This is a genomic window from Plantactinospora solaniradicis (genome assembly GCF_042658085.1).
GTDB lineage: Bacteria > Actinomycetota > Actinomycetes > Mycobacteriales > Micromonosporaceae > Plantactinospora > Plantactinospora solaniradicis.
Map to the genome: position 1 here is coordinate 286,359 of NZ_JBHSPR010000037.1, position 24,032 is coordinate 310,390.

The following is a 24,032-nucleotide window of genomic DNA, read 5'->3' on the forward strand; positions in this document are numbered from 1 at the left end:
GCGACTCGGCTCAGGTGGCCTCCACGGTCGCCGGGCCGAGCTGGGCGATGGTCGTGGCCAGCGCCGGGGCTCCGCCGGCCGCCAGTTCCGGCGTGGGTAGCAGGGCGAGCACCGGGACGTCCACTCCGGCCGACGCGTACCGCTGGATCTGGGTGCGGCAGGCGTCCGGCGACCCGTGCATCACCAGGGCGTCGACCAGCTCGTCCGGGAGCAGTTCGCCGGCCCCTCGACGGTCGCCGGCCGCCCAGGCACGCCACATGGGACCGAGTACCGGTTCCCGGCCGAGCCAGCGGTGGAACTCGGCGTACGCCGGCACGGTCAGGTAGGTGGTGATCAGCCGGCGGCCCAGCGCGCGGGCGTGCTGGACGTCCTCGGTGGGGCAGACGAAGATCCGGGCGGCGACCTCGAAGCCGGCCCGGCGCTCACCCAGCTCGGCGAGCACCCGTGGCACGTCCTCGGCGGCCAGCCAGTTGAGAATCGTGCCGTCGGCCTCGGCGCCGGCCAGCCGCAGCATCCGGGGTCGCAACGCGGCCAGCAGGATCGGCGGCGGCGCGACCGGCGGCCGCTCCAACCGGAACCGCCGTACGGTGAAGGTGTCGTAGACCTCGTCGACCAGTTCGCCCCGGAGCGCCGCGCGCAGGAAGCGCAGCATGTCCCGGGTCCGGCGGTACGGCTCGACGAACCGGGTGGCGTTCCAGTCCTGGACCAGCACCGGTGACGAGGCCCCGATGCCGAGCGAGAACCGTCCCGGGGCGGCTTCGGCCATCGCGGCCGCGCTCATCGCCAGCAGGCCGGGCCCCCGGGTGTATACCGGCGCGACCGCGGTGCCCAGCCGCACGTCCGGCTGCCAGGCGGCGGCGAGGGCCAGCGGTGTGAACGCGTCGCTCCCGGCCACCTCGGAGGACCACAGGTCGGTGAACCCGGCGCCTGCGAGTGCGGCGTAGATCGCGGCGTGCCCGGCGAGCGGAACGCCACTCAACGGCACGGTCATCCCCCAGCGTGTGGTCATCGGTCGATGGTGCCTGGTCGGCCGTCTGCCGGGCAAGATCCCGCGCCGCTGGTCCCCCGGGAGTGGACCCGATCTTGGTAGCCTCGGCCACGTGACCTTCTCGATAGTCGCGCGGTCCGACGACGGCAGGATGCACGGCGTCGCGGTGGCGAGCAAGTTTCTCGCCGTCGGCGCCGTGGTGCCCGCCGCCGAGGCCGAGGTGGGCGCGCTGGCCACCCAGGCGTACGCCAATCTTGCCTACCGACCGCAGGGACTCGCCTTCCTCCGTACGGGTCTGGCCGCGGCCGACGTGGTGGCCGGGCTGGTCGCCGCGGATTCGGGCCGGGCGCAGCGGCAGCTCGGAGTGGTCGGCGCCGACGGCGAGGGGGCCAGCTACACCGGGCCGGGCTGCCACGACTGGGCCGGTGGACAGGCCGGCACCGGCTGGGCGGTCCAGGGCAACATCCTGACCGGCCCGGAGGTGCTGGACGAGATGCGCGACGCGTGGCTGGCGCTCGCCGACCGGCGCTTCGCGGACCGGCTCCTCGCGGCGCTGAGTGCCGGCGACCGGGCCGGCGGTGATCGCCGTGGTCGGCAGAGCGCGGCGCTGCTGGTGGTCGCCCGGGGCGGCGGGTACGGCGGCGGCAGCGACGTCGTGCTGGACCTGCGGGTGGACGACCACCCCGATCCGGTGACGGAGCTGGCCCGGCTGCTGGACGTGCACACCATGCTCTTCGGGCGGCCGGACCCACAGACGTTGCTCGACCTGACCGGTGACCTCGCCGACGAGGTGACGGCGCTGCTCGGCGCGCTGGGCTATCCCGACGACGGATCGGGGCTGGACGACCGGCTCGCCGCCTGGGCCGGGGTGGAGAACCTGGAGGAGCGCCTGGTGCCGGCCCGGATCGACCCGGTCGTGCTGGCCCACCTGCGCGCCCAGTCCTGACCCGGCGACCGGGACGTCGGCAGGGTCAGCCGAAGGCGGGCCAGCGTACGCCCCGCCGGTCGATCTCGGCCTGTTCGGCGGCGGCGAGCGGCCGTCGACCGGTGGCCTTGGCGATCAGGGTCAGCCGGTCCCAGCGGAGTTCGTCGGCCAGTCCGGCACCGGCCACGCCCGCCGCCCGGGTCAGCAGACCGGCGATCAGGTCCCGAGCCGGGGTGGTCAACCACGGCGCCCGCCCGAGCGCCGTGGCCAGGTCCAGCCCGTGCACGCCCAGCTCCACCACCCGGGTCACCAGGAAGTCGTCGAGCGTCATCGGGTCGCCGTGCCTCGTGCGTACCACCCGGCCGGGTTCCGCCGTGCCGGTGGCCGCGTACGCGGCCCGCCAGGTGCGGTCGAAGTCCTCTGCCAGCGCGCGACCGCTGTCGAACTCGTCGCCCTCCCGCTGCGCGCTGTCGACCCGGGCGGCGTCGGTCTGCGGGGCGAACTTCGCCGGCCCGAAGTAGTCCACGGCGTCGACCTCGGCGCGCGGTGGCGCGGGCTCGGCGAGCATGCCGATCACCCGGCCGGCGCCGGTACGCACGTGTGCCGCCAGTCCTCGGACGTTCCACGGCGGGCAGGGGGTGGGGCGCTGGTGATCCGCCTCGGTCAGCCCCGCCAGCACCTCGGACAGCCGCTCGGCCTCGGCCTGGAAGATGTCACGTGTCAGCACGCCGGGAACGCTATCCGACGCGGCGTGGGGCGACGTCAAGCGGTGTGCCGGGGTACCACCCGATGCATGGTGAGCAGCACCAGGGCGGTCACCAGGGCGGCCGTGCCGGCGATGCCCGCCGCGCTGCCGCCGTACGCGACCAGGAGCTGGCGGCGGTCGAACTCCGGGATCGGCGTCGAGCGGGCGCCGTCGGTCCAGCCGATGGCGATCGCGGCGGCCAGCAGCAGGACCAGCCCTCCGATGGCCAGCACGCTGAACACCCGCCGGTTTCCGTCGGCGGGTTCGACCTGCATGTCGTCGCTCTGCCGCAGCAGCAGTACGAAGCTGGCCGCGGTCGCCCAGGCACCGACGATCAACAGGGCCGTCACGGAGTCGCTGGGCCGGTGCCAGCCGGCCGACAGGGTGGCGACCCCCGCCGCCGCGGCGTAGCCGGCGCCGATCAGCGCGCCCCAGCCGCGGACCCGGGGCGGCAGCACCATGACCAGCGCGATCGCCACCGCGGCGGCCACGGTGGTGTGTCCACTGGGCAGGCTGTTGCCGGCCGTCTCGCGCTCCGGGTCGACGCCGAAGTCCGGCCGCTGGATGAAGTACTTGAGGGCCTGGGTGGTCACGTTCGCGCCCACGATGAGCAGTACGGTGACCACCGCGAGCAGAAGCCGTCGGCGGATCAACGCGATGAACCCGATGACCGCGGTGGCGGCCACCATCGACAGCAGGGATACCGCGTCGAGCACGCCGCCGACGATGCCCTCGATCCGCTGCCGCCCGATCGTGTTGCCGTTCAGGGCGATCGTGTCGAGTAGTTGCCCCTGTTCGGTGCCGACGGCGAACCGCCAGACCACGACGACGGTCAGGATCTGCGCCACGGTCAGCACGACCAGCCAGGCGCCTGTCAGGATGCTGCTCCGCCCACGCACGCGGCACACCGTAACGGACGTGCCGGGCATGCCCGGCACCGCACCACCCGATTGCCACGCGCTGAACATTCCGATCGTCTCGCGGGCGACCGTCGGCGGATCGGGACAGCGAGAAGCAGGAGGGGCCGCCACGGGGGAAGCGGCCCCTCCTGCTGTCTGTCAGGCTACTCCGTTCCCCGCCCGAGGGCACGACAGGCTGACTGAAAACTCAGCATCCGGAGCACGGAGGGGTTGGACACCCGGTTTGTCGACAGGCCCGGCGCCAAGCCGGACGGGCGGCACCCCAGGTGCCGCCCGTCCGCAGTTCTGTGCCGCTCGTCCGGAGCGTGCTGCCGGAGGAGGGAGTGGCGGGCCGACCGGATCGCTGCGTTGGCCAATCCGGCCGGACCCGCCACGTTTGGCCTGACCGTGGGAATCAGGCCCGTATGGGAACCGGGATCAACCGATCAGCCGGTCGTAGTCGTGCAGTGCCATCGCCACGTCGATCTGCGCCCAGAAGCGGTGGTAGTTGAACGTCGGCACCGCGCCGCCGTTCAGGTACGCCTCCACCTTGTCCCAGTCCGGGTCGTCCTCGAGGAACGAGCGGATGCTCAGGAACGTGGACTGGGAGTTGATCGGGTCACCGTTCGGCATGGTGCCGGTGAAGCCGGACGGGATGTACAGACCCTGGCCGGTGCTGGAGTTGTAGGTGTCGTCGAACCGGTTGTAGTCCGCCTTCGTCTCAGTCACCGACACGCCCAGGTCGTCCTTGTGCTGCAGGACGGCGTCGAGCAGCGCCTTGGCCGTCGTCTTGGCCGCCGCGTGGTCGGCCTTGGCACCGTAGTAGATCAGCGTCCGGGCGTACGCACCCGCGACACCGACGTCCGTGGTGTGGTCGACCACCGAGACCCGCAGGTTGCTGTTGTTCACCGAGGTGGTGCCGGAGGTCCAGTTCCCACCCGGCTGGCCGCTCCAGCTCAGCGTGGACGGGATCTGGTAGTTCGAGCCGCTCACCGTGGTGTTGGCCAGCGCCCAGTTGACCCACTTGTCCAGCAGCGCCTTGGCCCGGGCGTCACCACTCTCGTGGTAGTACTCCGCGACCCGCTCCATGCTCCACGCCTGGAAGCCGAACCACTGGTTCGACGGCGGGTCGTGGTAGACCGGCTTGACGTCGTACACCATGCCGTAGAAGGTCGGCACGCCGGCCGGGCGGGCACTGTAGTCGCCGTTCCAGCTGTTGGTCGCGCCACCGGCGATCGCACCGTCGGCCGACTGCAGCCAGGTGTAGAAGTCGATCTGCCGGGTGAGGCTGGTCGCCCAGTCGGTACGCGCCGTCGGCGACCGCGGGATCAGCTCCGTGACCGTGGACAGCGCCCAGGCCGCGAACGGGTTCTGGTAACCGCCGTGGTTGTGGCTGGAGCCGATCCGCCAGGACCAGCTGCTGCTGCCACCCTGCGAGCCGCCCCAGGCGTAGTACCAGGACAGCAGGTAGGCGGAGCTGTTCTTGCCGGTGCCGACCGCACAGGACGGCGAGGCGCAACCGGGCTGCTTGAAGTACTTGTCGTACATCGCGTAGCGCAGGTAGTCGCCCATCTTGGCGGCGTTCTGGATGGTGGTGCTGATCTGGCTCTGGTTGCCCTGCTCCTTGGCCCACTTCAGCGCCCAGTACGCGGCCTGGACGGCGCGCGCGTCGGCGTCGGGAGCGTTGGTGTAGCGCCACTGCTGGGCGTACGAGGAGTCGCCGATGAACAGCGGCAGGTAGCCGTTCGGGCCACCGTCGGCGAACGTCTCGCAGGAGGGGTGCGGAACGGTCTCGAAGACCGACTCCTGCGGGCCACGCTGGTAGGTGTTGATGTACGCCGGCTTGGTGGTGCCGTCGCCGCAGCGGCCGTAGCCGTACACGTTGTCGACGTCGAGCAGCCAGTGCATGCCGTAGACCCGGCCACTGTTGTAGGTGGACTGGAGTTCGGCGGCCAGCGGGTCCTGACCCACCCGGACGTTCGCGTCGAGCTTGCCGCCCTGCTGCGGGTAGAGGTCCGGGCGGTTGGCCTCGGGGGCGTAGTCCGCCGGGTCACTGGCGTTGTAGTTCGACTGGGTCTCGGACGGGATAATGTACCGGTCCATGATCTGCCAGGCGTTGTTGAACGGACCCCACTGTCCGGTGGTCCGGCCGTACATCGCCTCCAGGAAGAGCCAGTAGCTGAATGCCTCGGAGGTGGTCTCGTGACCGTGGTCCGGGGCCTCGACCAGCAGCGTCTCGACGGAGTGGTACGGCACGCCCTCGGGGCTGAAGTAGCCGTTCGCCGGAGCCTTGATCTTGTTGTAGAGCTCCAGGAACTCCTCGCCGTACTCGCCGCTCGGGTCGCCGCCCTCGTCGTCGGTCACCGTGACCGCGGTGCTCCCCGGCGTACGCCCGCTGGCGCTTCCGGTGATCGTCGCGCTGTCGTTGGTGGAGTCGGCGTCCTGCGCGGCGCTGACCGTCGCGTTGACGCCGGTGTTCCAGTTCGACGACGTGAGGGTGACGCTGGTGGGGCTGACCGTCACGTCGCTGTCGCCGGTCCTGGCCAGCGAAACGGTGACGTTGCTGGTCGGCGCGGCGCTGAGCTTGACGTTCAGCGGCGCGGTGCTGCCCTCGGCCACCGTCACAGTGGCGGGAAGGACCACGCTCGCCTGGCTGGTGCCGCCGACGGTGAAGGTCACCTCGTCGATGCCGCTGAGTCCGGCGCTGTCGAACGCACGCGCCTGGGCGGTGTACGACCCGGCCGGCAGCGCGCTGTTGGTGTAGCTGTACGGCGCGCTGGTGTCGGTGCCGACCAGCAGGCCGTTGCGGTAGAACTCGACGCGCTGGACCGGGCCCTCCGCGTCGCTCGCGGTTGCCGAGACGGTGACGTTGGCGGGTGCGGTGAACGTCGCGCCGTTGGCCGGTGCGGTGATGTCCACGGTGGGCGCGGTGTTCTGCGCGCCGTTGCAGGCGACGCCGTTGATCGTGAAGGCGGTCGGGCTGGCGTTGGTCCCCGAGTAGGAGCCGTTGAATCCGATGCTGGTCGAACCACCGGTGCCGATGTTGCCGTTGTAGGACAGGTTGGTGGCCGTCACGTTGGCGCCGGACTGGGTCCAGTTGGCCGACCAGCCCTGGGTGATGCGCTGGTTGCCCGGGAAGGTGAATCCCAGGTTCCAGCTGGTCATCGGGTCGCCGACGTTCCGGATGGTGATGGCGGCGGTGAATCCGGAGCCCCAGCTGTTGGTGGCATAGGTGACGTCGCAGGCGGGGGCCGCGTAGGCGGTACCGGGGACGACGGCGACACCCCCGACCACAAGTACGCCTGCGGCAGCCATCGCCACCCGGCGTCTTCCTAAGCTCAACTTCATTTCGTGACTTCTCCTCGCGGACCGGGCCGCGGTGCTGCCGCGGCTGTGGCGCCTCCTGCGCATGGAGCGGAAGCGGTGCGCGTGGGTGGGTAGGCGCCAGAATGGTGGTGGTCAACCCGTCCCGGACCGGGGTCGGCGGACGCCGGAGGAGACGCCGGACGTGGCGGCTCCGATCGGTACTCAAGGGGGCGCCGTACCGAAAATCGGATGCCCTCGGCGGCCCGCGATCGCGTCAGCTTGTGGCTCCCTACCGCGATGCTCGACAGTGTGGCATGGGAGCGCTCCCGCAGCAAGTGGAACCCCGTGCCGCTCCACTACAGACGGTCGGAGAACGCCACTGACCTGCGAGGGAGTCGATCGAGGCAAGCACAACGGAGTTTCATCGACGTTGGCCTGATGTTTCGATCTTATTTTGGGTCTTTCACAAAACCGTGACGCGGGCTACAGTCCAATCAACGTCGATGGGAGCGCTTCCATCGATGAAGATGTAAGTAGCTTTGGATCGCACCAGCTACGGAGACTGTGAACATCCGGTCCGCCGGGTTGATCCAGTTCCGTTGGCGAGCTACGGGAAGTATGACGTAGTCGCCGACCGCTCAGCCACAAGGCTGGCGGCGGGCCAGCCCGGACTCCGCCGTCGGTCATCTCACCACCGTCGAGAGGAGGTGGAACCAGAGCCACTCGCGTGGCCCGGCTCCCGCGCGGCACGCACGACATGGACGCCAATTCCGCTCGTGCGTGTTTGTAACTCACGGTGGGGACGGGGGTTGCCCTCCCCGTCCCCACACACTAACCCCCCGCCAACGACGGGAAAATCGGTCATCGGTACAGCGTCTCGGCGCCGAACCGGTCGACCGGCTTCGTCATCGGCACTCCGACGGCGACCGGCCTCGTCGCGACGCGACGCACAGGCGCCGGTCGCCGTGGTCATGGTGCACGTGGGGACGGGCAATGGACGAGGCCCAGACCCGCCATTGCCATCCGAACATCCCATACGCATTCGCCCGCTAGATCGCTACGCTCTTGTTTGGGAGCGCTCCCGGGCGTCCTGCGGAGGGCCCCACTCACGAGGAGACAGCATGTCCGTACTGACTCGGCGGCATCTGCTGCGCCGCGCCGCGTTATCCGCCAGCGCCGTCCCGGCCGCCCGCCTGTCGACGAGCGCGACCGTCACCGCCGCCACCGCTGGCACGGCGACCGCCGGATGCGACGGCGAGTCCGAGGCCGACGACGAGCGCCTCTCGGCGCCCGAGGCGCAGCTCGGCCTCCGCTTTCCGGACAACTTCGGGTGGGGCGCGGCCACCTCCGCGTACCAGATCGAGGGCGCTGCCAAGGACGACGGTCGGGGCGAGTCGGTCTGGGACACCTTCAGCCACACCCCGGGACGGGTCCGGGGTGGCGACACCGGCGACATCGCCGCCGACCACTACCACCGGTACGTCGAAGACCTGGACCTGATGAAGGACCTCGGACTGGGCACCTACCGGTTCTCCATCTCCTGGCCCCGGATCCAGGCCGACGGCACCGGCGCACCGAACCAGCGCGGCCTGGACTTCTACCGGCGCCTGGTGGACGGCCTGAACGAGCGCGGCATCGCCCCGATGGCCACCCTGTTCCACTGGGACCTCCCCCAGTCGCTCCAGGACATCGGCGGCTGGGAGTCACGGGACGTCGCCTACCGCTTCGCCGACTACGCGGAGGCGGTCTTCGAGGCGCTCGGCGCCAGCGTGCCCGTCTGGCTGACCATCAACGAGCCCAAGACGGTGGTGCAGAACGGCTACCTGCAGGGACACCACGCCCCAGGCCTACAGGACCCGGCCGCCGCCTACCTGGTCGCACACCACCTGCAACTGGCGCACGGGCTCGCCGTACGCGCGCTGCGCGCCACCGGCAGCGACAGTCGGATCGGCCCGGCCCTCAACCTGCACCCCTGCTACCCGGCCAACGACGATCCGGGGGCGGCCGAGGCCACCCGGCTCTACGACGGCTACGAGAACCGGCTCTACCTCGACTCGATCTTCAAGGGCGCCTACCCCGCTGACGTGCTCGACGATCTCGGCCCGGACGACCGGATGGTCCGGGGCATCCGGGACGGCGACCTGAAGATCATCTCGTCTCCGGTGGACCTGCTCGCGGTGCAGTACTACACCCCGATCTACGTCACCGGCGACGGCGGAATGGTACGGAAGTGGCCGACCTCCGAGGCGAGCTGGCAGCAGATCTACCCCGACGGGATGTACGACATCCTCACCCGGGTCACCCGGGACTACGGCGACGTGCCGCTGACCATCACCGAGAACGGCCTGCCCACCCCCGACATCCTCGCCGCCGACGGCACGGTCGACGACCCCGGGCGGATCGCCTTCCTGCGCGACCACCTCGCGGCCGTACACCGGGCCATCGCCGACGGGGTGCCGGTGGAGAGCTTCCACGTCTGGTCGCTGATGGACAACTTCGAGTGGAACGAGGGGTACGAACAGCGATGGGGACTGATCTACATTGACTTCCCGACCCAACGCCGCGTCCCCAAGCGCAGCGCCAACTGGTACCGCCGGGTGATCGCCGCCAACACCCTCTGACCCCCATCGGCGTATCGGCCACCACTCGGGCGTGTACCGCGACCGCCCGACCGCAACCGCCGAAGACGGGGGGGGTTCCATGGAGATCCACAGTTTGACCAGAAGGCACGTCACCGAGCCCGAACTCCGATCACTGGTCCACCGTGGTTTCGGTGACCGGGCCGAGATCGAGCGATGGCAGGAACTGACCGGCGGCACCTACAACGCCGCGTACGCCATCACCCTGGTCGACGGCACCGACCTGGTGCTCAAGGTCGCGCCGCCGCCGGAGCTGAAGTTGCTCAGCCACGAGGTCGACCTGATGCGCACGGAGGTGGACTTCTACCGCCGCGCCGGCCGGGCCGACGTCGCCGTACCGGACGTGGTCTACTTCGACTTCGGCCGGGACCTGATCGGCACCGACTTCGTGTTCCTGAGCCGGGTGGCCGGGACCGACCTGCACCGAACCCGGGACGACCTGACCCCGGCGCAGCTCGCCGCCGTACGCGGGGAGATCGCCGCGATCGCGGCCCGGCTTCACACGGTCACCGGCCCGGCGTACGGGTATCCGCTACGGGGCAGCCGCAGTTGGCAACCCTCCTGGCGGGCCGCGTTCGGCGCCATGGTCGACGACATCCTCGCCGACGCCACCCGGCTGGGCAGCGCGCTGCCCAGCCCACCGGAGCGGATCGGCGCGCTGCTACGCCGGCACGCGGACGCGCTCGACGAGGTACGCCGGCCCGCGCTGGTCCACTTCGACCTGTGGGACGGCAACGTCTTCATCGCCGCCGACGCCGCAGGCACGGTCCGGGTGACCGGCCTGATCGACGGTGAACGGGCGTTCTTCGGCGATCCACTGGCCGAGCTGGTCTCGATGACCCTGTTCCGCGAACTGGACGACGAGCCGGAGATCCTCTCCGGGTACGCGTCGGCCGGGCACGGCAGGCTCGAACTGACCGACGCGGCCCGACGCCGGCTCACCCTCTACACGATCTACCTCTATCTGATCATGGCGATCGAGGGCGCCACCCGGGGCTGGGACGGCCCGGAACGGTCGGAGTACGAACAGTGGCTGATCGGTCTGCTCGACACCGAGCTCGGTCGGCTCGACCAGGTGCGGCGCGGATGAGGCAGACCAGCTCCGCTGCCCCGCTGACCGACCGCCGTCGGTCAGCGGGGCAGTGCCTGCTGGAGTTCGGCACGCAGTGCGGGAGTCAGCATCTCGCCGGCCGCCTTGGCCAGCTTCGCCATCTCGTAGCCCACCACACCGATGTCGGCGTCGTTGGCGGCGAGGGTGGCAAGGATCGAACCGTCCCTGATCTGCATCACCAGGAAGTATCCCCGGCCCATCTCGACCACCGTCTGCTTCACGATGTCGCCGTCGAACATCTCGGCGGCTCCGGTGGTGATGCTGCACAAACCCGAGGTGACCGCCGCGAGTTTGTCCGCGTGGTCCCGGGGCAGGTGCTCGGAGACCGCCACCAGCAGTCCGTCGGCGGAGACAACGATCGCGTGGGCCACTCCGGGTACCCGTTCGGTGAACCCGCTCACCAGCCAGTTCAGATCCCGTGCCTCTTGACTGAGCGTACTCAATACTGCTCCTCTTCGCTGCGCGCGCCGGCCGGCGCCATGGGCATGACAATCGTGTCCTCAGCCTCGGCCCGCCGGACGCCGCTGTAGTACCGCGACAGCGTCCCGGCCACCTGCTCCGGATCCGGCTCCTCACGCTGAACCGGGATCCTCGGCCGGACTGGTTCGGACTTCACCGGCAACTGTGCCATCGGCACCCGGATCGGCAGCCCACTGGGCTTGATTCCACCGGTCACCGGCACCGCGGGCGGAGCGTTCCCGGTGGGCAGTGGGGCGTGCGGGGTGGCCGACAAGGCCGCCGATCCGGACCGGCCCTGCCGGGCCCACCAGGTGCTGCCGGGCTCCGGACCGCCGTCGGAGGCCTGCCCGAGCACGTCCTCGGCCCGGGTCGGGGTCTCCCGCCGGACCGTACGCCGCGCCTGCGCCGCCTCGCCCGGAACACCGCCGCCCGGCCGTCCACCGGCCGGCGGGTGCGTCCCGTTCGTGCCGGCCACCGCACCCGCGACGACCGTGAGCATCCGGCGGCCCCGCCCGTCCATCGGTTCGGACGCGGGTGCCGACGCCAGCAGGTTCGCCGGCAGCCAGACCGTCGCGAGCAGTCCACCGGAATCGGTGGGTCGCAACCGCACCCGTACGCCCTGCCGGGCGGCCAGGTGGCTGACCACGAACAGACCCATCCGCTCCGACGCCGACACGTCCGCCGCCGGCGGTACGGCGAGCACCTCGTTGGCCTGTTCGAGCGCGGTCGGGCTCATCCCGAGACCCTCGTCGACGATCTCCACCAGCACGCTGCCGTCCCGCTGACTGGCGGCGTCGATCCGGACCACGGTGTCCGGCCGGGAGAACGAGGAGGCGTTCTCCAGCAGCTCGGCGAGCAGGTGCACCAGGTCGGCAACGGCGTGACCGACGATGTACAGCTCGTCGGCCACGTTGTGCCGGATCCGCTGGTACTGCTCGATCTCGGCGACGGCAGCGAGCATCACCGTGGAGAGCAGCACCGGGCGGTTCCACCGCCGGGTTGCCTCGGTGCCGGCCAGCACGAGCAGGCTGTCGTCGTTCCGGCGCATACGGGCGGCGAGGTGGTCCAGTTTGAACAGGTTCTCGAGCTGATCGGGATCGCCCTCGTCCTGTTCGAGCTCGTCCAGCAGCTCAAGCTGGCGCTCGACCAGCACCTGACTGCGCCGGGCGAGGTTGACGAACATCGCGTTGACGTGCCGACGCATGACCGCCTGCTCCAGCGCCACCGTCACGGCGCTGCGGTGCACCGCCACGAAGGCCTCGGCCACCTCGCCGATCTCGTCCATCGACCGTACGTCGGCCGGCGGCACCTCGAACTCGGCGGCCACCGGATCGCCCGTACGCAGCCGCTCCAGTGTCTCCGGCAGCTCGATCTGGGCGACCCGCAGCGCCTGGCTCCGCAGCATCCGCAGGGAACTGGCGACGGACCGGCCGATCGCGATCGAGGTGAACAGCGCGGCGAGCAGTACGGCCAGCACACCACCGGCGGTGAGCAGCGTACGGCGCAACTGCTCGCCGCTGCGGCTCTCCGCCAGATCGACCGCGTCGGCGACCGCACCCGCCTCGACCTGCCGGAGCAGATCCTGTCGCTGCTGGCTGATCGTCCACCAGGTCGTCGGCTTGAGCACCGTGGCGATGCGGTCGCCGGACGCGAACGTGGTCTCCTCCATCCGGACGGCGGCCACGAAGTTCGGATTGCCGGCGGCGCTGTTGTACCGCTCGATCTGCCGGTCGGTCGCCGACAGCCGGAAGTCGGCGAGCCCGGTGAGCTGCTGGGCCCGCAGGTCGGTGAGCGCGACCAGGTCGGTCGGCTCGTACCGCCCGGCCCGGGCGGCGGCGTAGAGATGACCCCGGATCTTCGAGTTGACCTCTTTCACCTGGGCGAACTCGACGTACCGCAGTACCGCGTCGGTCAGGTCGGCACGGTCCGTACCGGGCGACGGCTCGGCCAGCAGCACCAGCAGCACCTCGATGACCCGGTCGTACTCGCTGAGCACCGGATTAGGGGTCAACCCGGCGGCCGGCACCGCGGCCCGGACCTCGGGCAGCCGCTTGAGCGCCTCGTCGACCCGGTCGTAGGAGATTCGCCAGGACGCCTCGCCGCGCGCCAACGGCTCCGCCGCCACCCGGAACTGGTTGATCGCCCGGTCGGCGACCGGATACACCGGTTCGAGCGCCGGCAGGGCCTGACCCGGCTCCAACTGTCCACCGGGTGCCGAAGCGAGCGCCGCCAACTCGCCGGCCGTCTGGTCGCGCTCGCGCTGCAACTCGTGGATCAGTGCGGTGATCTCACGTCCCACCCCGACCTGGTCGGCGAACTCGCCGAGCTGGCCCGCCTGGCTGACCAGCGCTCCGGTCTGCGCGCCGGCCAGTACCAGGAAGGCGATCGACGGAACGACCAGGACGGCGCCCAGCTTGGTCCGCATCCGCCAGTCCCGGAGCCGGAACGCGGAACGGCGGCGGTGCGGTACGACCCGGACGTCGAGACGGCGCCGGCGGTGACGCGAGACGGCGCCGTGTGACGGATCCGGGGCAACAGCCACCACGCCTCCTACCGTCCTCGATGCCGGGCGCGCCAAGGAGCGGAGCTATTTCAAATCAGGCCCGGTCTCGCTGTCAATGATCCAGTGGGCAGAACAGCTCACGAAGGATACTGCGGGCGATCAGATCTTGTCGCTGTCGCCGACTCGTCCTCATCCGTCCGGACGATGCGTTCAAGTCCGGTCGCCCCATTGAGTCGACCGATCGCCACCAAAGCCGCACCGACCGCACCGATCTCCGGATTTCGGACGTGATGTACCTCGCGTGGGGCCAGCTCGACCGCGAAGGTCCGTCGCCACCACCCGGACGCGGCGACCGCACCGCCACCGAGTACCACCTGGACAGACTCGTCCAAGGTGGACTCGATAGCGGCGACGCCGACCGCGACCTGGACACAGAGTGCGCCCATCAACCCGGCCAGAATGTCCACCGAGGTCGTGTTGAATCCGAGTCCGGCCAGCATGCCGGAGCCGGCCGGAGCAAGTCCGGGCGGTCGGTCACCACCGAGCCGGGGGTCGGCCGGCAGCCCACCGCCGGGCGGTACCCGGGCCAGTGCCCGGTCGAGTTCCGGCCCGTCGGGCAGCCGCATCTCCCGCCGGACCCAGGAGTAGAGGTTGCCGCCACCGGAGAACGCGGTTCCGGTTACCACGTGGTCGTGGTCCACCCGGTACCGCCAGAGCTCCTCCGGTAACGGGGGAAGTTCCGCCCCGGCCTCGACGCGCTGCACCAGCCGGACGGCCGCCGAGGTGCCGACCGTTACCGCCGCCCGACGACTGTCGAAACACCCGGAGCCCACGTTGGAGGCGGCGCCGTCACCGCACGGTGGTGCCCATCGCGCGGTACGCAGCGCCGGCCAGCGGCGGGCGAAATCGGACCGCAGCCGGCCGACCCAGGATCGTGCGGCCAGCGCCGGCAGCTCTCCCGGCCGGACCCCGGCCAGCTCGCACGCCTCCGGATCCCAGTCCAGGGTGCGCAGGTCGAGCAGGCCCGTACCGGACGCCTGGGAGATCGACATGACGTCCTCGTCGAGCAGCATGCCGAAGATGTACTCGACCAGGCCGGCGAAGCGCATCTGGCCGTCACCTGCGCGTTCCCGCAGCCAGGGCAGCCGGACGGACCAGTAGAACCGGTGCCACCAGGTCCCGGTCCGTCGATGGAAGGCGTCGGCGTCCTCCGGGCCCCGGACCCCGGCCGGCGCCACGGGTCGGGTGTCCAACCAGGTCAGCACGGGCCCGAGCGGGGCGCCGCCGGGACCGAGGGGCACCACCGAGTGCCACTGCGCGGACGCGACGACCAGGTCGACCCCGTCGAGGTGCCTGGCCCCGGCCAACTCGTCCAGGCACTCGATGAGGGCGCCGAGGTACGCCCGTGCGTCCAGGGTCGCCTCGCCGCCGTCGCCGATCATGACGTCGGCCGGGCGCCGGGCCAGCGCACCCGGCAGCGGTCGGGCGGCGGCGTCCAGCACCAGGCCACGCACCGACGACGTACCCAGGTCGAGAGCGAGAATCCTCATCGACGAAAACCGTACCCGTTCGGCGTGCCGCCGAAGCCAAGGTGGCGCGGAGCGGCCGGAAGAGGTGCCGCCGCGCGCCGAACCGCCCACCAGGTGGGCGGTTCGGCGACACCGGTGCCGGTCCGGGCTCCGCTGCCCTAGACTTCCCGGCATGCTCGCGCGACTTCACTCCTGGTGGCCCGCCATCCCGGCGGCCGACCTCCGCGCGTAGCTCTTCCACGCGGCCGCCCCACGCGGCGGCCGCCAGCGTTTCCTCCAGCCTTCCGGCCGCCACGGCGGACGGCCCCGGCTGTGAGGGACGACCGAAGATGAACCTGCTGCACGACCTGCTCACCACCACCGTGGCCGGCGCCGATCCCGGCCCGTTCGCCCTGGTCCGCCGGGACGGCGCCGCCGGCCTGGACGTCTTCACCGGCATGCCGCGCACGGTGTCGCGGCTCGCCGACATACCGCTACCGCCGGGCCCGGCCGGGCCACGGACGCTCGCCCTGGTGCCGTACCGGCAGATCACCGAGCGCGGTTTCGCCTGCGTCGACGACGGCGCCCCGCTGGAGTGTCTGGTGCTCTCCGGGCACGTCCGGGTCCCGCTCGCGGAGGCGCTCGCCGCGCTGCCCGAGACGCCGTCACCGGTCCGGGACGCCGCCTTCGACCTCCCCGACGAGACGTACGCGGAGATCGTCGAGCGGGTGCTGCGCGACGAGATCGGCCGGGGCGAGGGCGCGAACTTCGTCATCTCCCGCTCGTTCATGGGCACCCTGGCCGGGCCGGCCCTGCCGGCGGCGCTGGCCGCGCTGCGCCGGCTGCTCCAGAGCGAGCGGGGCGCCTACTGGACGTTCCTGGTGTACACCGGAACCCGGATCCTGGTCGGCGCCTCCCCGGAACGCCACGTCAGCGTCGAGGACGGCCTGGTCATGATGAACCCGATCAGCGGCACGCTCCGGCACCCGGACGGCGCGGCGGACCGGGAGTCCCTGCTGCGGTTCCTCGCCGATCCGAAGGAGATCGACGAGCTGTACATGGTGCTCGACGAGGAACTGAAGATGATGGCGACAGTGGCCGAGCAGGGCGGACAGGTGATCGGGCCGTACCTGAAGGAGATGGCGCACCTCACCCACACCGAGTACCTGCTCGCCGGACGCGGGTCGCTGGATGTTCGGGAGGTGCTCCGGGAGACCATGTTCGCCCCCACCGTCACCGGCAGCCCGATGGAGAACGCCTGCCGGGTGATCGCCCGGCACGAGCGGCGCGGCCGGGGCTACTACGGGGGCGTACTGGCACTGCTGGGTCGGGACGACGCCGGCCGGCAGACCCTGGACGCGCCGATCCTGATCCGTACCGCCGAGATCTCCCCCGCCGGAGCGCTGCGGGTGCCGGTCGGCGCGACCCTGGTACGCCACTCCACCACGGCCGGCGAGGTGGCCGAGACGCATGCCAAGGCGGCCGGGGTGCTGGCGGCGCTGGGGCTGCGGTCAACCTCGGCCGCGCCGGTCGGCCGACCGGCGGACGCCGGACCGACGAACGCCGGACCGACGGCGGTCGGGGCCGTGCCGGCGGCGGAGGTCCGCCTCGCCGAGGATCCGGCGGTACGCGCGGCACTCGCCGCCCGCAACCACGGACTCGCCCCGTTCTGGCTGGAGGAACGGACGCCGGGCACCGGGGTACTGCCGTGGCTCGTCGGCCGGCGGGTGCTGGTCGTCGACGGCGAGGACACCTTCACCGGGATGCTCACGCACCAGTTGCGGGCGCTCGGACTGACCGTCCGGACGCGGCCCTGGGGCGACGCCGTCGATCACGGGCGGTTCGATCCGACCGACGCCGACCTGACCGTGCTGGGCCCCGGGCCCGGCGACCCGGGGAGTCCGACCGATCCGAAGATGACCGCCCTGCGCGGTGTGGTCGACCGTCTGCTGGAGACCGGGCACCCCACCCTCGGGGTCTGCCTCGGCCACCAACTGCTGGCCGGGCGGCTCGGCCTGCCCCTGCATCGTCGGTCCACGCCCTACCAGGGGTTGAGCCGGGAGATCGAGATCTTCGGCGCCCTCCGGCGGGTCGGTTTCTACTCCAGTTACACCACGCTCGCCGATGCCGACGAGGTGGTCACGGGGTACGGGTCGGTACGGCTGGCCCGGGACGCGGCGGACGGCACGGTGCACGCACTACGCGGGCCGACGTACGCCGGGGTGCAGTTCCATCCCGAGTCGGTACTGAGCCAGGACGGCATGGCGGTGCTGACCGATCTGCTGGGGTGGCTGCTGCCGGCCCCGACCGCGCCGACCGGCCATGGCACGCCCGAGCCGCATACTTCCCGGCATCCCGGGTAGCCCTTGGAGTAAGCCGGCGGTCCGGGCGGGTTGAGAGCCCCTGCCCGGGCCACCGGTCCTGACCGCGTACCGCCGTCCCGACCGGGGCGTATCCGCCCGTGCGAACATGGACGCACCCGGCCGGGAACGCCATCGTCAACCGCTGACACCCGCGTACGGCCCCGCGCTCTGGAGGTCCGCTGCGGTGTCTGAGCACGTCCCGGTGCCCGGTCAGGTCGGGCGAGCGGCCGCCGAGGCGATCCGGCGGACGGCGGTCGTCCCGGCCCAGCCTGCCCACTCCGGCGTGCCGCCCTCCGATCCGGGATCCGGCACCGACCACGCGGAAACCAGCGACTGGCAGGCCCGCTACCGGTTCTGGGACGCCTACTTCGGGCTGGTCGTCCTGGCCGTCGCCGGGTTCACGGTGGCCAGCGATCCGCAGCCGATGCCACAACGGCTCGCCGTCCTGCTCCCCCTCGCCGGGCTGACCGGCTGGTACGTCGGCTACGGTCGCCGGCTCATGCGCGACGAGGTCGAGGACTGGCGCGGGTACGGCTACCTCGCCGGCGCCTTCCTGCTGTACGTACCGGCGGTACTGCTCAACGGATCGGCGTCGTTCGTCCTGTTCGCGCTCTGCCCGCAGGCGTACATGCTGGCCGGGCCGGTACCGGCGACGGTGGCGGTGATCGTGTTCAACTCCGTACACCTGACGGTCCTGCTGGCCCGTGGCGTCGACCCGGTCGAGGTAGCGACGCATCCGCTCCCGATCGCGGCCCTGGTGGTGGTCTTCTCCGCGACGTTCGGAAGCTGGATCCAGCGGGTGGTCGCGCAGAGTGCGGAGCGGGCCCGCCTGATCCGCGAACTGGACCGGTCCCGGAGCGAGGTGGCACGGCTGTCCCACGAGGCGGGCATCCTGGCCGAGCGGCAGCGGCTGGCGGGCGAGATCCACGACACCATCGCCCAGGGGCTGACCAGCGTGGTGCTGCTGGTCCAGGCCGCCGACGCCGACCTCGACGGTGACCCCGAACGGGCGCACGGGCATCTGGCGCTGGCCGCGCGTACCGCCCGGGAGAAACTCGCCGAGGCCCGCGACCTCATCGCGGCGCTGACCCCGGCGGCGCTGACCGAGTCGTCGCTGACCGACGCCCTCGCCCGACTGGTCACCCGATTCGGTGCCGAGACGGGCCTCGCGGCGGAGTTCCATCGGGACGGCACTCCGGTACCGCTGACGACCCGGACCGAGGTGGTGCTGCTCCGCGCCGCACAGGAGTCGTTGACCAACGTCCGCAAGCACGCCGACGCCGGAAGCGTCACGGTGCGGCTGGCCTTCAACCCGGAAACGGTGGTGCTGGAGGTCACCGACGACGGCCGGGGCCTGACCGAGCCGGCCACCGCCGGACCGTCACCGTCGCACGGCTACGGCCTCACCGCGATGCGGGCGCGGGTCGACCAGGTGTCCGGCGTGCTCACCCTCGGACCGGCGGTTCCCGGCGCCGCCACCGGACCGGGCACGACGGTACGGATCGCGGTGCCGATCTGATCAGGCAGCGCCGACCTGATCGGACCGAGCCGGGCTGATCGGGCGGTGCCGGGTTGATCAGCGGCCGTCGTCCGGCCCGGAACTGTTCCCGGCCCAGGCGTCGATCTCGGCCAGCGCGCCCCGTAGCCCGGCACCACGGTCGGTCAGCGTGTAGCTGATTCGGGTGGGCGGCCCGGTCACGACCTGGCGACGCAGCAGGCCTTCGTCGGCGAGCTGCCGCAACCGTTCGGTGAGCACCCGCCGGGAGACGCCGGGGACCGCCTCGACGAGATCGCTGAACCGGGCCTCTCCGTGGCTGAGCACGAAGAGCAGTTCGAGGGTCCACCGTCGGCCGAGCAGCTCCAGCGCCGTAGCGGCGGCCGGGGACGGCGACCTGCCCCCAATACTGGTTACTTTTTCAAACTTGGTTACTTCGAGCGTCGGCGCGCCGGCTCCGGCGGCTCCGGGTCGGGGTCGCTGCTGCGTGAGGAAGACCTCGAGGCCGTCGAGCACCCGCCGGAGGCCGAACTCGAAGTCCTTCACCACCAGGGTCGGCGCGCTCGCGGCCTGGTCGAAGAGCCCGGACACCAGCGGGAACCGACCGCTGCACAGCAGCCTGGCCAGTGTCGCCGTCTCGGCCGCCCACCACTGCTCGGCGGTCACGCCGGTACGCCGCTCGTCCTCGGTCTCGTTCCGGACGTACAGCGCGGCGCCCTGCACGTAGTCGCTGACGGTGAAGTAGACCTGGGTCATCGTCGCCCGGTCCAGCCCGAAGCCGTCGACCGCCCGCAACACCCACTCGACGTTGGCCAGCACATTCGGCCCGAGCGGTGGCCGACTGGTACCCGCGACGATCGACAGCACCCACGGGTGCCGCTGGTACATCGTCCACTCCCGCCGGGCGGAGAACTCGATCCTCGCCCGCCAGCCGGCGGGGCCGGGATCGGGATAGTCGATCTCACCGAACACGGTCTCCACCATCAGGCTGACCAGTTGCCTCTTGCCCGGCACATGGCGGTAGAGGGACATCACGCCGGCGTCCAGCGCGGTGGCGACCCGCCGCATCGAGAGCGTCTCCAGGCCGTCCACGTCGGCGAGCCGGACCGCGGTCCGGACGATGCGGTCGAGGCCCAGCCCCGATCCGCGCCCGTGGCTCTGGTCGGTTCCCATCCGCACCCACCCTCCACTCTCGCCCCCGTCGGTGGCTCGCGTACTTCGCACGCGGTCGCGTACACTGTACCCGCCGAAATCGAGGTGGTGGGGTGAGGATGACCGAGACCATGACGGTACGACCGGCCGGGCGGGACGACGCCGGGGCGATCGCGGCAGCACTCGGCCGGGCCGGGTTGGACGAGACGGTTTTCGGCTGGGTGGTGTCGGACGAACAGGCCCGACGTGCCCTGGTCGAGGCATGGACCGACCATGCTCAGGGGTGGGTGTCCGGTGTGCTCGACACGGGCGAGATCCTGGTGGGGCAGCAGGACACCGGGGAGATCCTCGGCCTGTCGGTGTGGGAGTTCCTCCCCGACGGTCCGGCCCGGCCCGATCCCGTCTCCGCCGCCGAGCAGGCCGCCTTCGTCGCGCGGGCCTACGGCGAGTACGCGCCCCGGATGGCCCTGGTCGGCGAACTGACCCGGGAACGCCACCCGGAGCGGGAGCCGCACTGGTACCTGCAACAGATGGTGGTCGTACCCGCGTCGCGCGGCCGGGGACTCGGCGCCGCGATGCTGCGCCACCAGCTCGCCCGGGCCGACGCCGCCGGGGTCGGTGCGTACCTGGAGGCGAGTTCGCCCCGCAACCGCGCGTTGTACGAACGGCACGGCTTCCGGGCTCGGGGCGAGCCGATCTGGTTGCCGGAGGGCGGGCCGGGCATCCAACCGATGTGGCGCGAGCCCCGACGCGACGCCCCGACGACCCCGGCGGCCCCACCGGTCAGGTAGTCGGCGCTCCCTCGAATCCCTCCCGGCCGGACGGGCGGGTGCTGGCCAGCCAGATACCGAAGATCATCGCCAGTACGGCGGGCACCTCGACCAGCAGCCGGAGCCCGCCGAACGACAACGTCTCGTGGAAGGCGGTGACACCGATGACGACGCTGCTGACCGGGTCCACCAGGGTGATCGCCGTCAACGGCGCGGCGAGCGGACCGTTCTGGAAGGCGTTCTGGTTCAGCGCCACCGCCGCGATCCCGGTCACGGCCAGCGCGTAGAGGTGCCAGTCGGTCAGGGTCGAGAGCGGGTCGCTGAACACCCGCTCGGCGAAGGTCTTGAGCACGGACGCCGTACCGGCGTAGAGCAGACCGGTGGAGATCCCGAGCAGGGTTCCCCGGAGGGCACCCCGGGCCCGGTGAGCGAGGACCAGGCAGACCCCGATCAGCGAACCGCCGATCAGCGCGACCCCGAGCCAGCCCATCAGCGAGGGCTCGGAGACACCTGCCCTGGGCTGCGCGGCGGCGAGGAAGGCTCCCAGACCGAACACGCAGGAGGCCACCGCCGTGACGTCCCGGGGGTGCGGCCGGCGGTGGTCGAGCGCCGCCTCCAGAGGGATGGCCAGGAACATTCCGCTGATCAGCAGGGGCTGGACGAGGGTGAGGGGCCCGAACCGGAGGGCGAGAGCCTGTAGGGCGGTACCGGTGAAGTCGGGGAGCTTGGCGAGCAGCCAGCGCCTGCGCCGGACCATCCGGAGGAACAGCCGGAGGTCGGCCGTACCGTGCGGCGGTTCCAGGCGTACGGCACGCTGCTGCAACGCGGCCCCGAGCGCGAAGCAGCTCGCGGAGGCGAGCGCGAGCAGCACCGCGGCGATCGTCACGCCTGGGTCCCGTCGCCGCCGCCACGGGACATCCCGGATACCGTACGCACGTCGTTACGCTACGTGATCTCCGCTCTCCTCAACGGCGGTTCGCGGTGCGACGTGACCCCGCCGTGACCCGGGGACCCGGGTCGCGGGTGCTGTGGCAGCCCCGTGACCCGGGTCCCCGGTCGCGCCGCGGTCAGGGAACGGAGGAGAAGGCGGTCAGGATGCGAGTGCCCCGGCCGCCCGCCCTTCGTGCAGGGTGAGGTTCCGGCCGTTCGCCGGGTCGAAGAGATGGATCTTCTCCAGGTTGAACCAGATCCGCCGGCTCTCCCCCTCGGTGGCCGTGGACTCCGCCGACAGCCGGGTAACCAGGCTGGACCCGGAACCGGTGAGGTCCTCGGCGCCGACATCGGCGGCGAGTTCCTCCAACTCCGCGGCGCTGGCCCGCTCGCCCTCCACGGTGAGGTACACGTACTTGTCCGAACCCATCGACTCGACGATCTCGACCGGCGCCTCGAACTCCATCCCCCGGGCCCGGGTGTCGTCGTCGATCAGCGACGCGTCCTCGAAGTGCTCGGGGCGGATGCCGAGGATCAACTCACGAGGGGCGTCCTCCGCCGCCAACTCCCGGCGGATCCGGTCACCGAGCGGCACGTCACCCACCGCAGTGTGCAGCTTGCCGTCCTCGACCGCCGCGTGCAGGAAGTTCATCGACGGCGAGCCGATGAACCCGGCGACGAAGAGGTTGGCCGGGTGGTCGTACAGCTCCTGGGGCGGGCCGACCTGCTGCACGGAGCCGCCCCGCATGATCACCACTCGGTCGCCGAGGGTCATCGCCTCGGTCTGGTCGTGGGTGACGTACACCGTCGTGGTGCCGAGCTGCTTCTGCAACCGGGACACCACGGTACGCATCTGCACCCGCAGCTTGGCGTCGAGGTTGGAGAGCGGCTCGTCCATCAGGAACGCCTTCGGGCTGCGTACGATCGCCCGACCCATCGCCACCCGCTGGCGCTGCCCGCCGGAGAGGTTCGCCGGCTTGCGGTCCAGCAGCGCGGTCAGCTCCAGCACCTTCGCCGCCTCGTTGACCTTCTGCTCGATCGTCGCCCTGTCCAGCTTGGCCAGCCGGAGCGGAAAGGCCATGTTCTCCCGTACGGTCATGTTCGGATAGAGCGCGTACGACTGGAACACCATTGCGATGTCCCGGTCCCGGGGCGCCTTGTCGTTGACCCGCTGCCCCGCGATCCGCAGTTCCCCGGAGCTGATGTCCTCCAGTCCGGCGATCATGTTCAGCGTGGTCGACTTACCGCAGCCCGACGGACCGACCAGGATGACGAACTCGCCATCGGCGATCTCCAGGTCGACGTCGCGCACCGCGACCGTTCCGTCCGGGAAGCTCTTGCTCACCTTGTCCAGCACGATGTCAGCCACTGCGATTCACCCCTTGACGGCGCCGGACGTCAGGCCCGACACGATGCGACGCTGGAAGAACAGCACGAACAGAATGATCGGAATCGTGATCACCACGGCCGCGGCGCAGATCGCCCCGGTCGGGTCCTCGAACTGCGACTCCCCGGTGAAGAACGACAGCGCCACCGGCACCGTGCGGGACCGCTCGGTGGAGGTCAGCGAGATCGCGAACAGGAAGTCGTTCCAGCAGAAGATGAAGACCAGGATCGCGGTGGTGAAGACCCCGGGTGCGGCCAGCGGCGCGATCACCCTACGGAACGCCTGCCCCTGGGTGGCCCCGTCCATCTTGGCGGCCTTCTCCAGGTCCCACGGGATCTGTTTGAAGAACGCCGAGAGGGTGTAGATGGCCAGCGGAAGCGCGAACGTGATGTACGGCAGGATCAGACCCGGCCAGGTGTCGAAGAGCCCGAGTGACCGCTCGATCTCGAACAGCGGGGAGACCAGCGACACCTGCGGGAACATCGCGATCAGCAGGGAGACCCCGACCAGCGCCTTCTTGCCCGGAAAGTCGAGCCGGGCGACCGCGTACGCCGCCATGGTGCCCAGCACCACGGCGATCGTCGTCGCGATCAGCGCGATGCCGATCGAGTTGACCAACGCCCGGACGAACTGGTTGGTAGAGAAGATCGTCCGGTAGTTGTCCAGGGTCCATTCGCGCGGAATGAAGTTCCCGTCGGTGAGCGTGCCGGTGGTCTTGAACGACAGCGATGCGATCCAGAGCACCGGAACGAGCGCGAAGACCACCACGACGACGTCCAGCAACCCCCACCGCCACTTGGCCGCGGCCGTGGTGTCCATGGCGGCCATCAGATTCTCCTTCCGTTCGCGACT

The 24,032-nt window shown here is 71.0% G+C and carries 17 protein-coding genes; 6 read left to right on the forward strand and 11 right to left on the reverse strand.

The window, feature by feature from the left end:
• Nucleotides 1-10 precede the first annotated feature (10 nt).
• Nucleotides 11-991, reverse strand: a complete 981-nt coding sequence (locus tag ACFP2T_RS32715; RefSeq protein ID WP_377428956.1) for an LLM class F420-dependent oxidoreductase — start codon at nucleotides 989-991, stop codon at nucleotides 11-13.
• 109 nt (nucleotides 992-1,100) lie between these two features.
• Between ACFP2T_RS32715 and ACFP2T_RS32720 the strand changes: the two genes are divergently transcribed.
• On the forward strand, nucleotides 1,101-1,934 hold the full coding sequence (locus ACFP2T_RS32720) for a DUF1028 domain-containing protein (protein ID WP_377428612.1): 834 nt from the start codon (nucleotides 1,101-1,103) through the stop codon (nucleotides 1,932-1,934).
• A gap of 25 nt (nucleotides 1,935-1,959) precedes the next feature.
• On the opposite strand, the gene ACFP2T_RS32725 is transcribed toward ACFP2T_RS32720, so the two are convergent.
• The 3 genes from ACFP2T_RS32725 to ACFP2T_RS32735 all read right to left on the reverse strand — a co-directional run bounded on the left by ACFP2T_RS32725 (nucleotide 1,960) and on the right by ACFP2T_RS32735 (nucleotide 6,905).
• Nucleotides 1,960-2,640 (reverse strand): maleylpyruvate isomerase N-terminal domain-containing protein, encoded by a 681-nt coding sequence (locus tag ACFP2T_RS32725; protein ID WP_377428613.1) that lies wholly within the window; start codon nucleotides 2,638-2,640, stop codon nucleotides 1,960-1,962.
• A 35-nt stretch (nucleotides 2,641-2,675) separates the two neighbouring features.
• Nucleotides 2,676-3,587 carry a phosphatase PAP2 family protein gene (locus ACFP2T_RS32730; RefSeq protein ID WP_377428615.1) on the reverse strand — a complete coding sequence of 304 codons (912 nt, stop codon included), beginning with the start codon at nucleotides 3,585-3,587 and terminating at the stop codon, nucleotides 2,676-2,678.
• A gap of 408 nt (nucleotides 3,588-3,995) precedes the next feature.
• A complete protein-coding gene (locus tag ACFP2T_RS32735; RefSeq protein WP_377428616.1) occupies nucleotides 3,996-6,905 on the reverse strand; it encodes a glycoside hydrolase family 48 protein in 2,910 nt (969 codons plus the stop codon).
• Between the two features lie 1,079 nt (nucleotides 6,906-7,984).
• On the opposite strand from ACFP2T_RS32735, the gene ACFP2T_RS32740 reads away from it, so the two are divergent.
• On the forward strand, nucleotides 7,985-9,484 hold the full coding sequence (locus ACFP2T_RS32740) for a GH1 family beta-glucosidase (protein WP_377428618.1): 1,500 nt from the start codon (nucleotides 7,985-7,987) through the stop codon (nucleotides 9,482-9,484).
• A gap of 94 nt (nucleotides 9,485-9,578) precedes the next feature.
• Entirely contained in the window at nucleotides 9,579-10,592 is a 1,014-nt protein-coding gene (locus tag ACFP2T_RS32745) for a phosphotransferase family protein (RefSeq protein WP_377428620.1), read from the forward strand.
• Between the two features lie 41 nt (nucleotides 10,593-10,633).
• On the opposite strand, the gene ACFP2T_RS32750 is transcribed toward ACFP2T_RS32745, so the two are convergent.
• The 3 genes from ACFP2T_RS32750 to ACFP2T_RS32760 all read right to left on the reverse strand — a co-directional run bounded on the left by ACFP2T_RS32750 (nucleotide 10,634) and on the right by ACFP2T_RS32760 (nucleotide 15,125).
• Nucleotides 10,634-11,056 carry a roadblock/LC7 domain-containing protein gene (locus tag ACFP2T_RS32750; RefSeq protein ID WP_377428621.1) on the reverse strand — a complete coding sequence of 141 codons (423 nt, stop codon included), beginning with the start codon at nucleotides 11,054-11,056 and terminating at the stop codon, nucleotides 10,634-10,636.
• Complete coding sequence (locus ACFP2T_RS32755; protein ID WP_377428623.1) at nucleotides 11,053-13,614, reverse strand: sensor histidine kinase; 2,562 nt, start codon at nucleotides 13,612-13,614, stop codon at nucleotides 11,053-11,055. The genes ACFP2T_RS32750 and ACFP2T_RS32755 overlap by 4 nt, the downstream gene beginning before the upstream one ends.
• Nucleotides 13,615-13,712: 98 nt before the next feature.
• Nucleotides 13,713-15,125, reverse strand: coding sequence for an FGGY family carbohydrate kinase (locus tag ACFP2T_RS32760; RefSeq protein WP_377428625.1), 1,413 nt, complete (start codon nucleotides 15,123-15,125; stop codon nucleotides 13,713-13,715).
• A gap of 308 nt (nucleotides 15,126-15,433) precedes the next feature.
• Between ACFP2T_RS32760 and ACFP2T_RS32765 the strand changes: the two genes are divergently transcribed.
• Both ACFP2T_RS32765 and ACFP2T_RS32770 read left to right on the forward strand, forming a co-directional pair.
• Nucleotides 15,434-17,446: a chorismate-binding protein gene (locus ACFP2T_RS32765; RefSeq protein ID WP_377428627.1), complete on the forward strand. Its 2,013-nt coding sequence runs from the start codon at nucleotides 15,434-15,436 to the stop codon at nucleotides 17,444-17,446.
• Between the two features lie 184 nt (nucleotides 17,447-17,630).
• A complete protein-coding gene (locus tag ACFP2T_RS32770) occupies nucleotides 17,631-18,965 on the forward strand; it encodes a sensor histidine kinase (protein WP_377428629.1) in 1,335 nt (444 codons plus the stop codon).
• Between the two features lie 57 nt (nucleotides 18,966-19,022).
• On the opposite strand, the gene ACFP2T_RS32775 is transcribed toward ACFP2T_RS32770, so the two are convergent.
• Complete coding sequence (locus ACFP2T_RS32775; protein ID WP_377428631.1) at nucleotides 19,023-20,114, reverse strand: winged helix-turn-helix transcriptional regulator; 1,092 nt, start codon at nucleotides 20,112-20,114, stop codon at nucleotides 19,023-19,025.
• 98 nt (nucleotides 20,115-20,212) lie between these two features.
• On the opposite strand from ACFP2T_RS32775, the gene ACFP2T_RS32780 reads away from it, so the two are divergent.
• A complete protein-coding gene (locus ACFP2T_RS32780) occupies nucleotides 20,213-20,884 on the forward strand; it encodes a GNAT family N-acetyltransferase (RefSeq protein WP_377428633.1) in 672 nt (223 codons plus the stop codon).
• Here the strand turns inward: ACFP2T_RS32780 and ACFP2T_RS32785 are convergent.
• The 3 genes from ACFP2T_RS32785 to ACFP2T_RS32795 form a co-directional block, all read right to left on the reverse strand.
• On the reverse strand, nucleotides 20,877-21,749 hold the full coding sequence (locus tag ACFP2T_RS32785; RefSeq protein WP_377428635.1) for a DMT family transporter: 873 nt from the start codon (nucleotides 21,747-21,749) through the stop codon (nucleotides 20,877-20,879). The genes ACFP2T_RS32780 and ACFP2T_RS32785 overlap by 8 nt on opposite strands.
• A 204-nt stretch (nucleotides 21,750-21,953) precedes the next feature.
• Complete coding sequence (locus ACFP2T_RS32790) at nucleotides 21,954-23,162, reverse strand: ABC transporter ATP-binding protein (protein ID WP_377428637.1); 1,209 nt, start codon at nucleotides 23,160-23,162, stop codon at nucleotides 21,954-21,956.
• Between the two features lie 6 nt (nucleotides 23,163-23,168).
• Nucleotides 23,169-23,999: a carbohydrate ABC transporter permease gene (locus ACFP2T_RS32795; protein WP_377428958.1), complete on the reverse strand. Its 831-nt coding sequence runs from the start codon at nucleotides 23,997-23,999 to the stop codon at nucleotides 23,169-23,171.
• Nucleotides 24,000-24,032: the final 33 nt, after the last annotated feature.

Excerpts from the sequence above, each read along its gene's own strand:
- ACFP2T_RS32715 (WP_377428956.1), bottom strand. The coding sequence starts at position 991 with ATGACCGTGCCGTTGAGTGGCGTTCCGCTCGCCGGGCACGCCGCGATC.
- ACFP2T_RS32730 (WP_377428615.1), bottom strand. The coding sequence starts at position 3,587 with ATGCCCGGCACGTCCGTTACGGTGTGCCGCGTGCGTGGGCGGAGCAGC.
- ACFP2T_RS32735 (WP_377428616.1), bottom strand. The coding sequence starts at position 6,905 with ATGAAGTTGAGCTTAGGAAGACGCCGGGTGGCGATGGCTGCCGCAGGC.
- ACFP2T_RS32740 (WP_377428618.1), top strand. The coding sequence starts at position 7,985 with ATGTCCGTACTGACTCGGCGGCATCTGCTGCGCCGCGCCGCGTTATCC.
- ACFP2T_RS32760 (WP_377428625.1), bottom strand. The coding sequence starts at position 15,125 with ATGAGGATTCTCGCTCTCGACCTGGGTACGTCGTCGGTGCGTGGCCTG.
- ACFP2T_RS32765 (WP_377428627.1), top strand. The coding sequence starts at position 15,434 with ATGAACCTGCTGCACGACCTGCTCACCACCACCGTGGCCGGCGCCGAT.
- ACFP2T_RS32775 (WP_377428631.1), bottom strand. The coding sequence starts at position 20,114 with ATGGGAACCGACCAGAGCCACGGGCGCGGATCGGGGCTGGGCCTCGAC.
- ACFP2T_RS32780 (WP_377428633.1), top strand. The coding sequence starts at position 20,213 with ATGACCGAGACCATGACGGTACGACCGGCCGGGCGGGACGACGCCGGG.
- ACFP2T_RS32795 (WP_377428958.1), bottom strand. The coding sequence starts at position 23,999 with ATGGACACCACGGCCGCGGCCAAGTGGCGGTGGGGGTTGCTGGACGTC.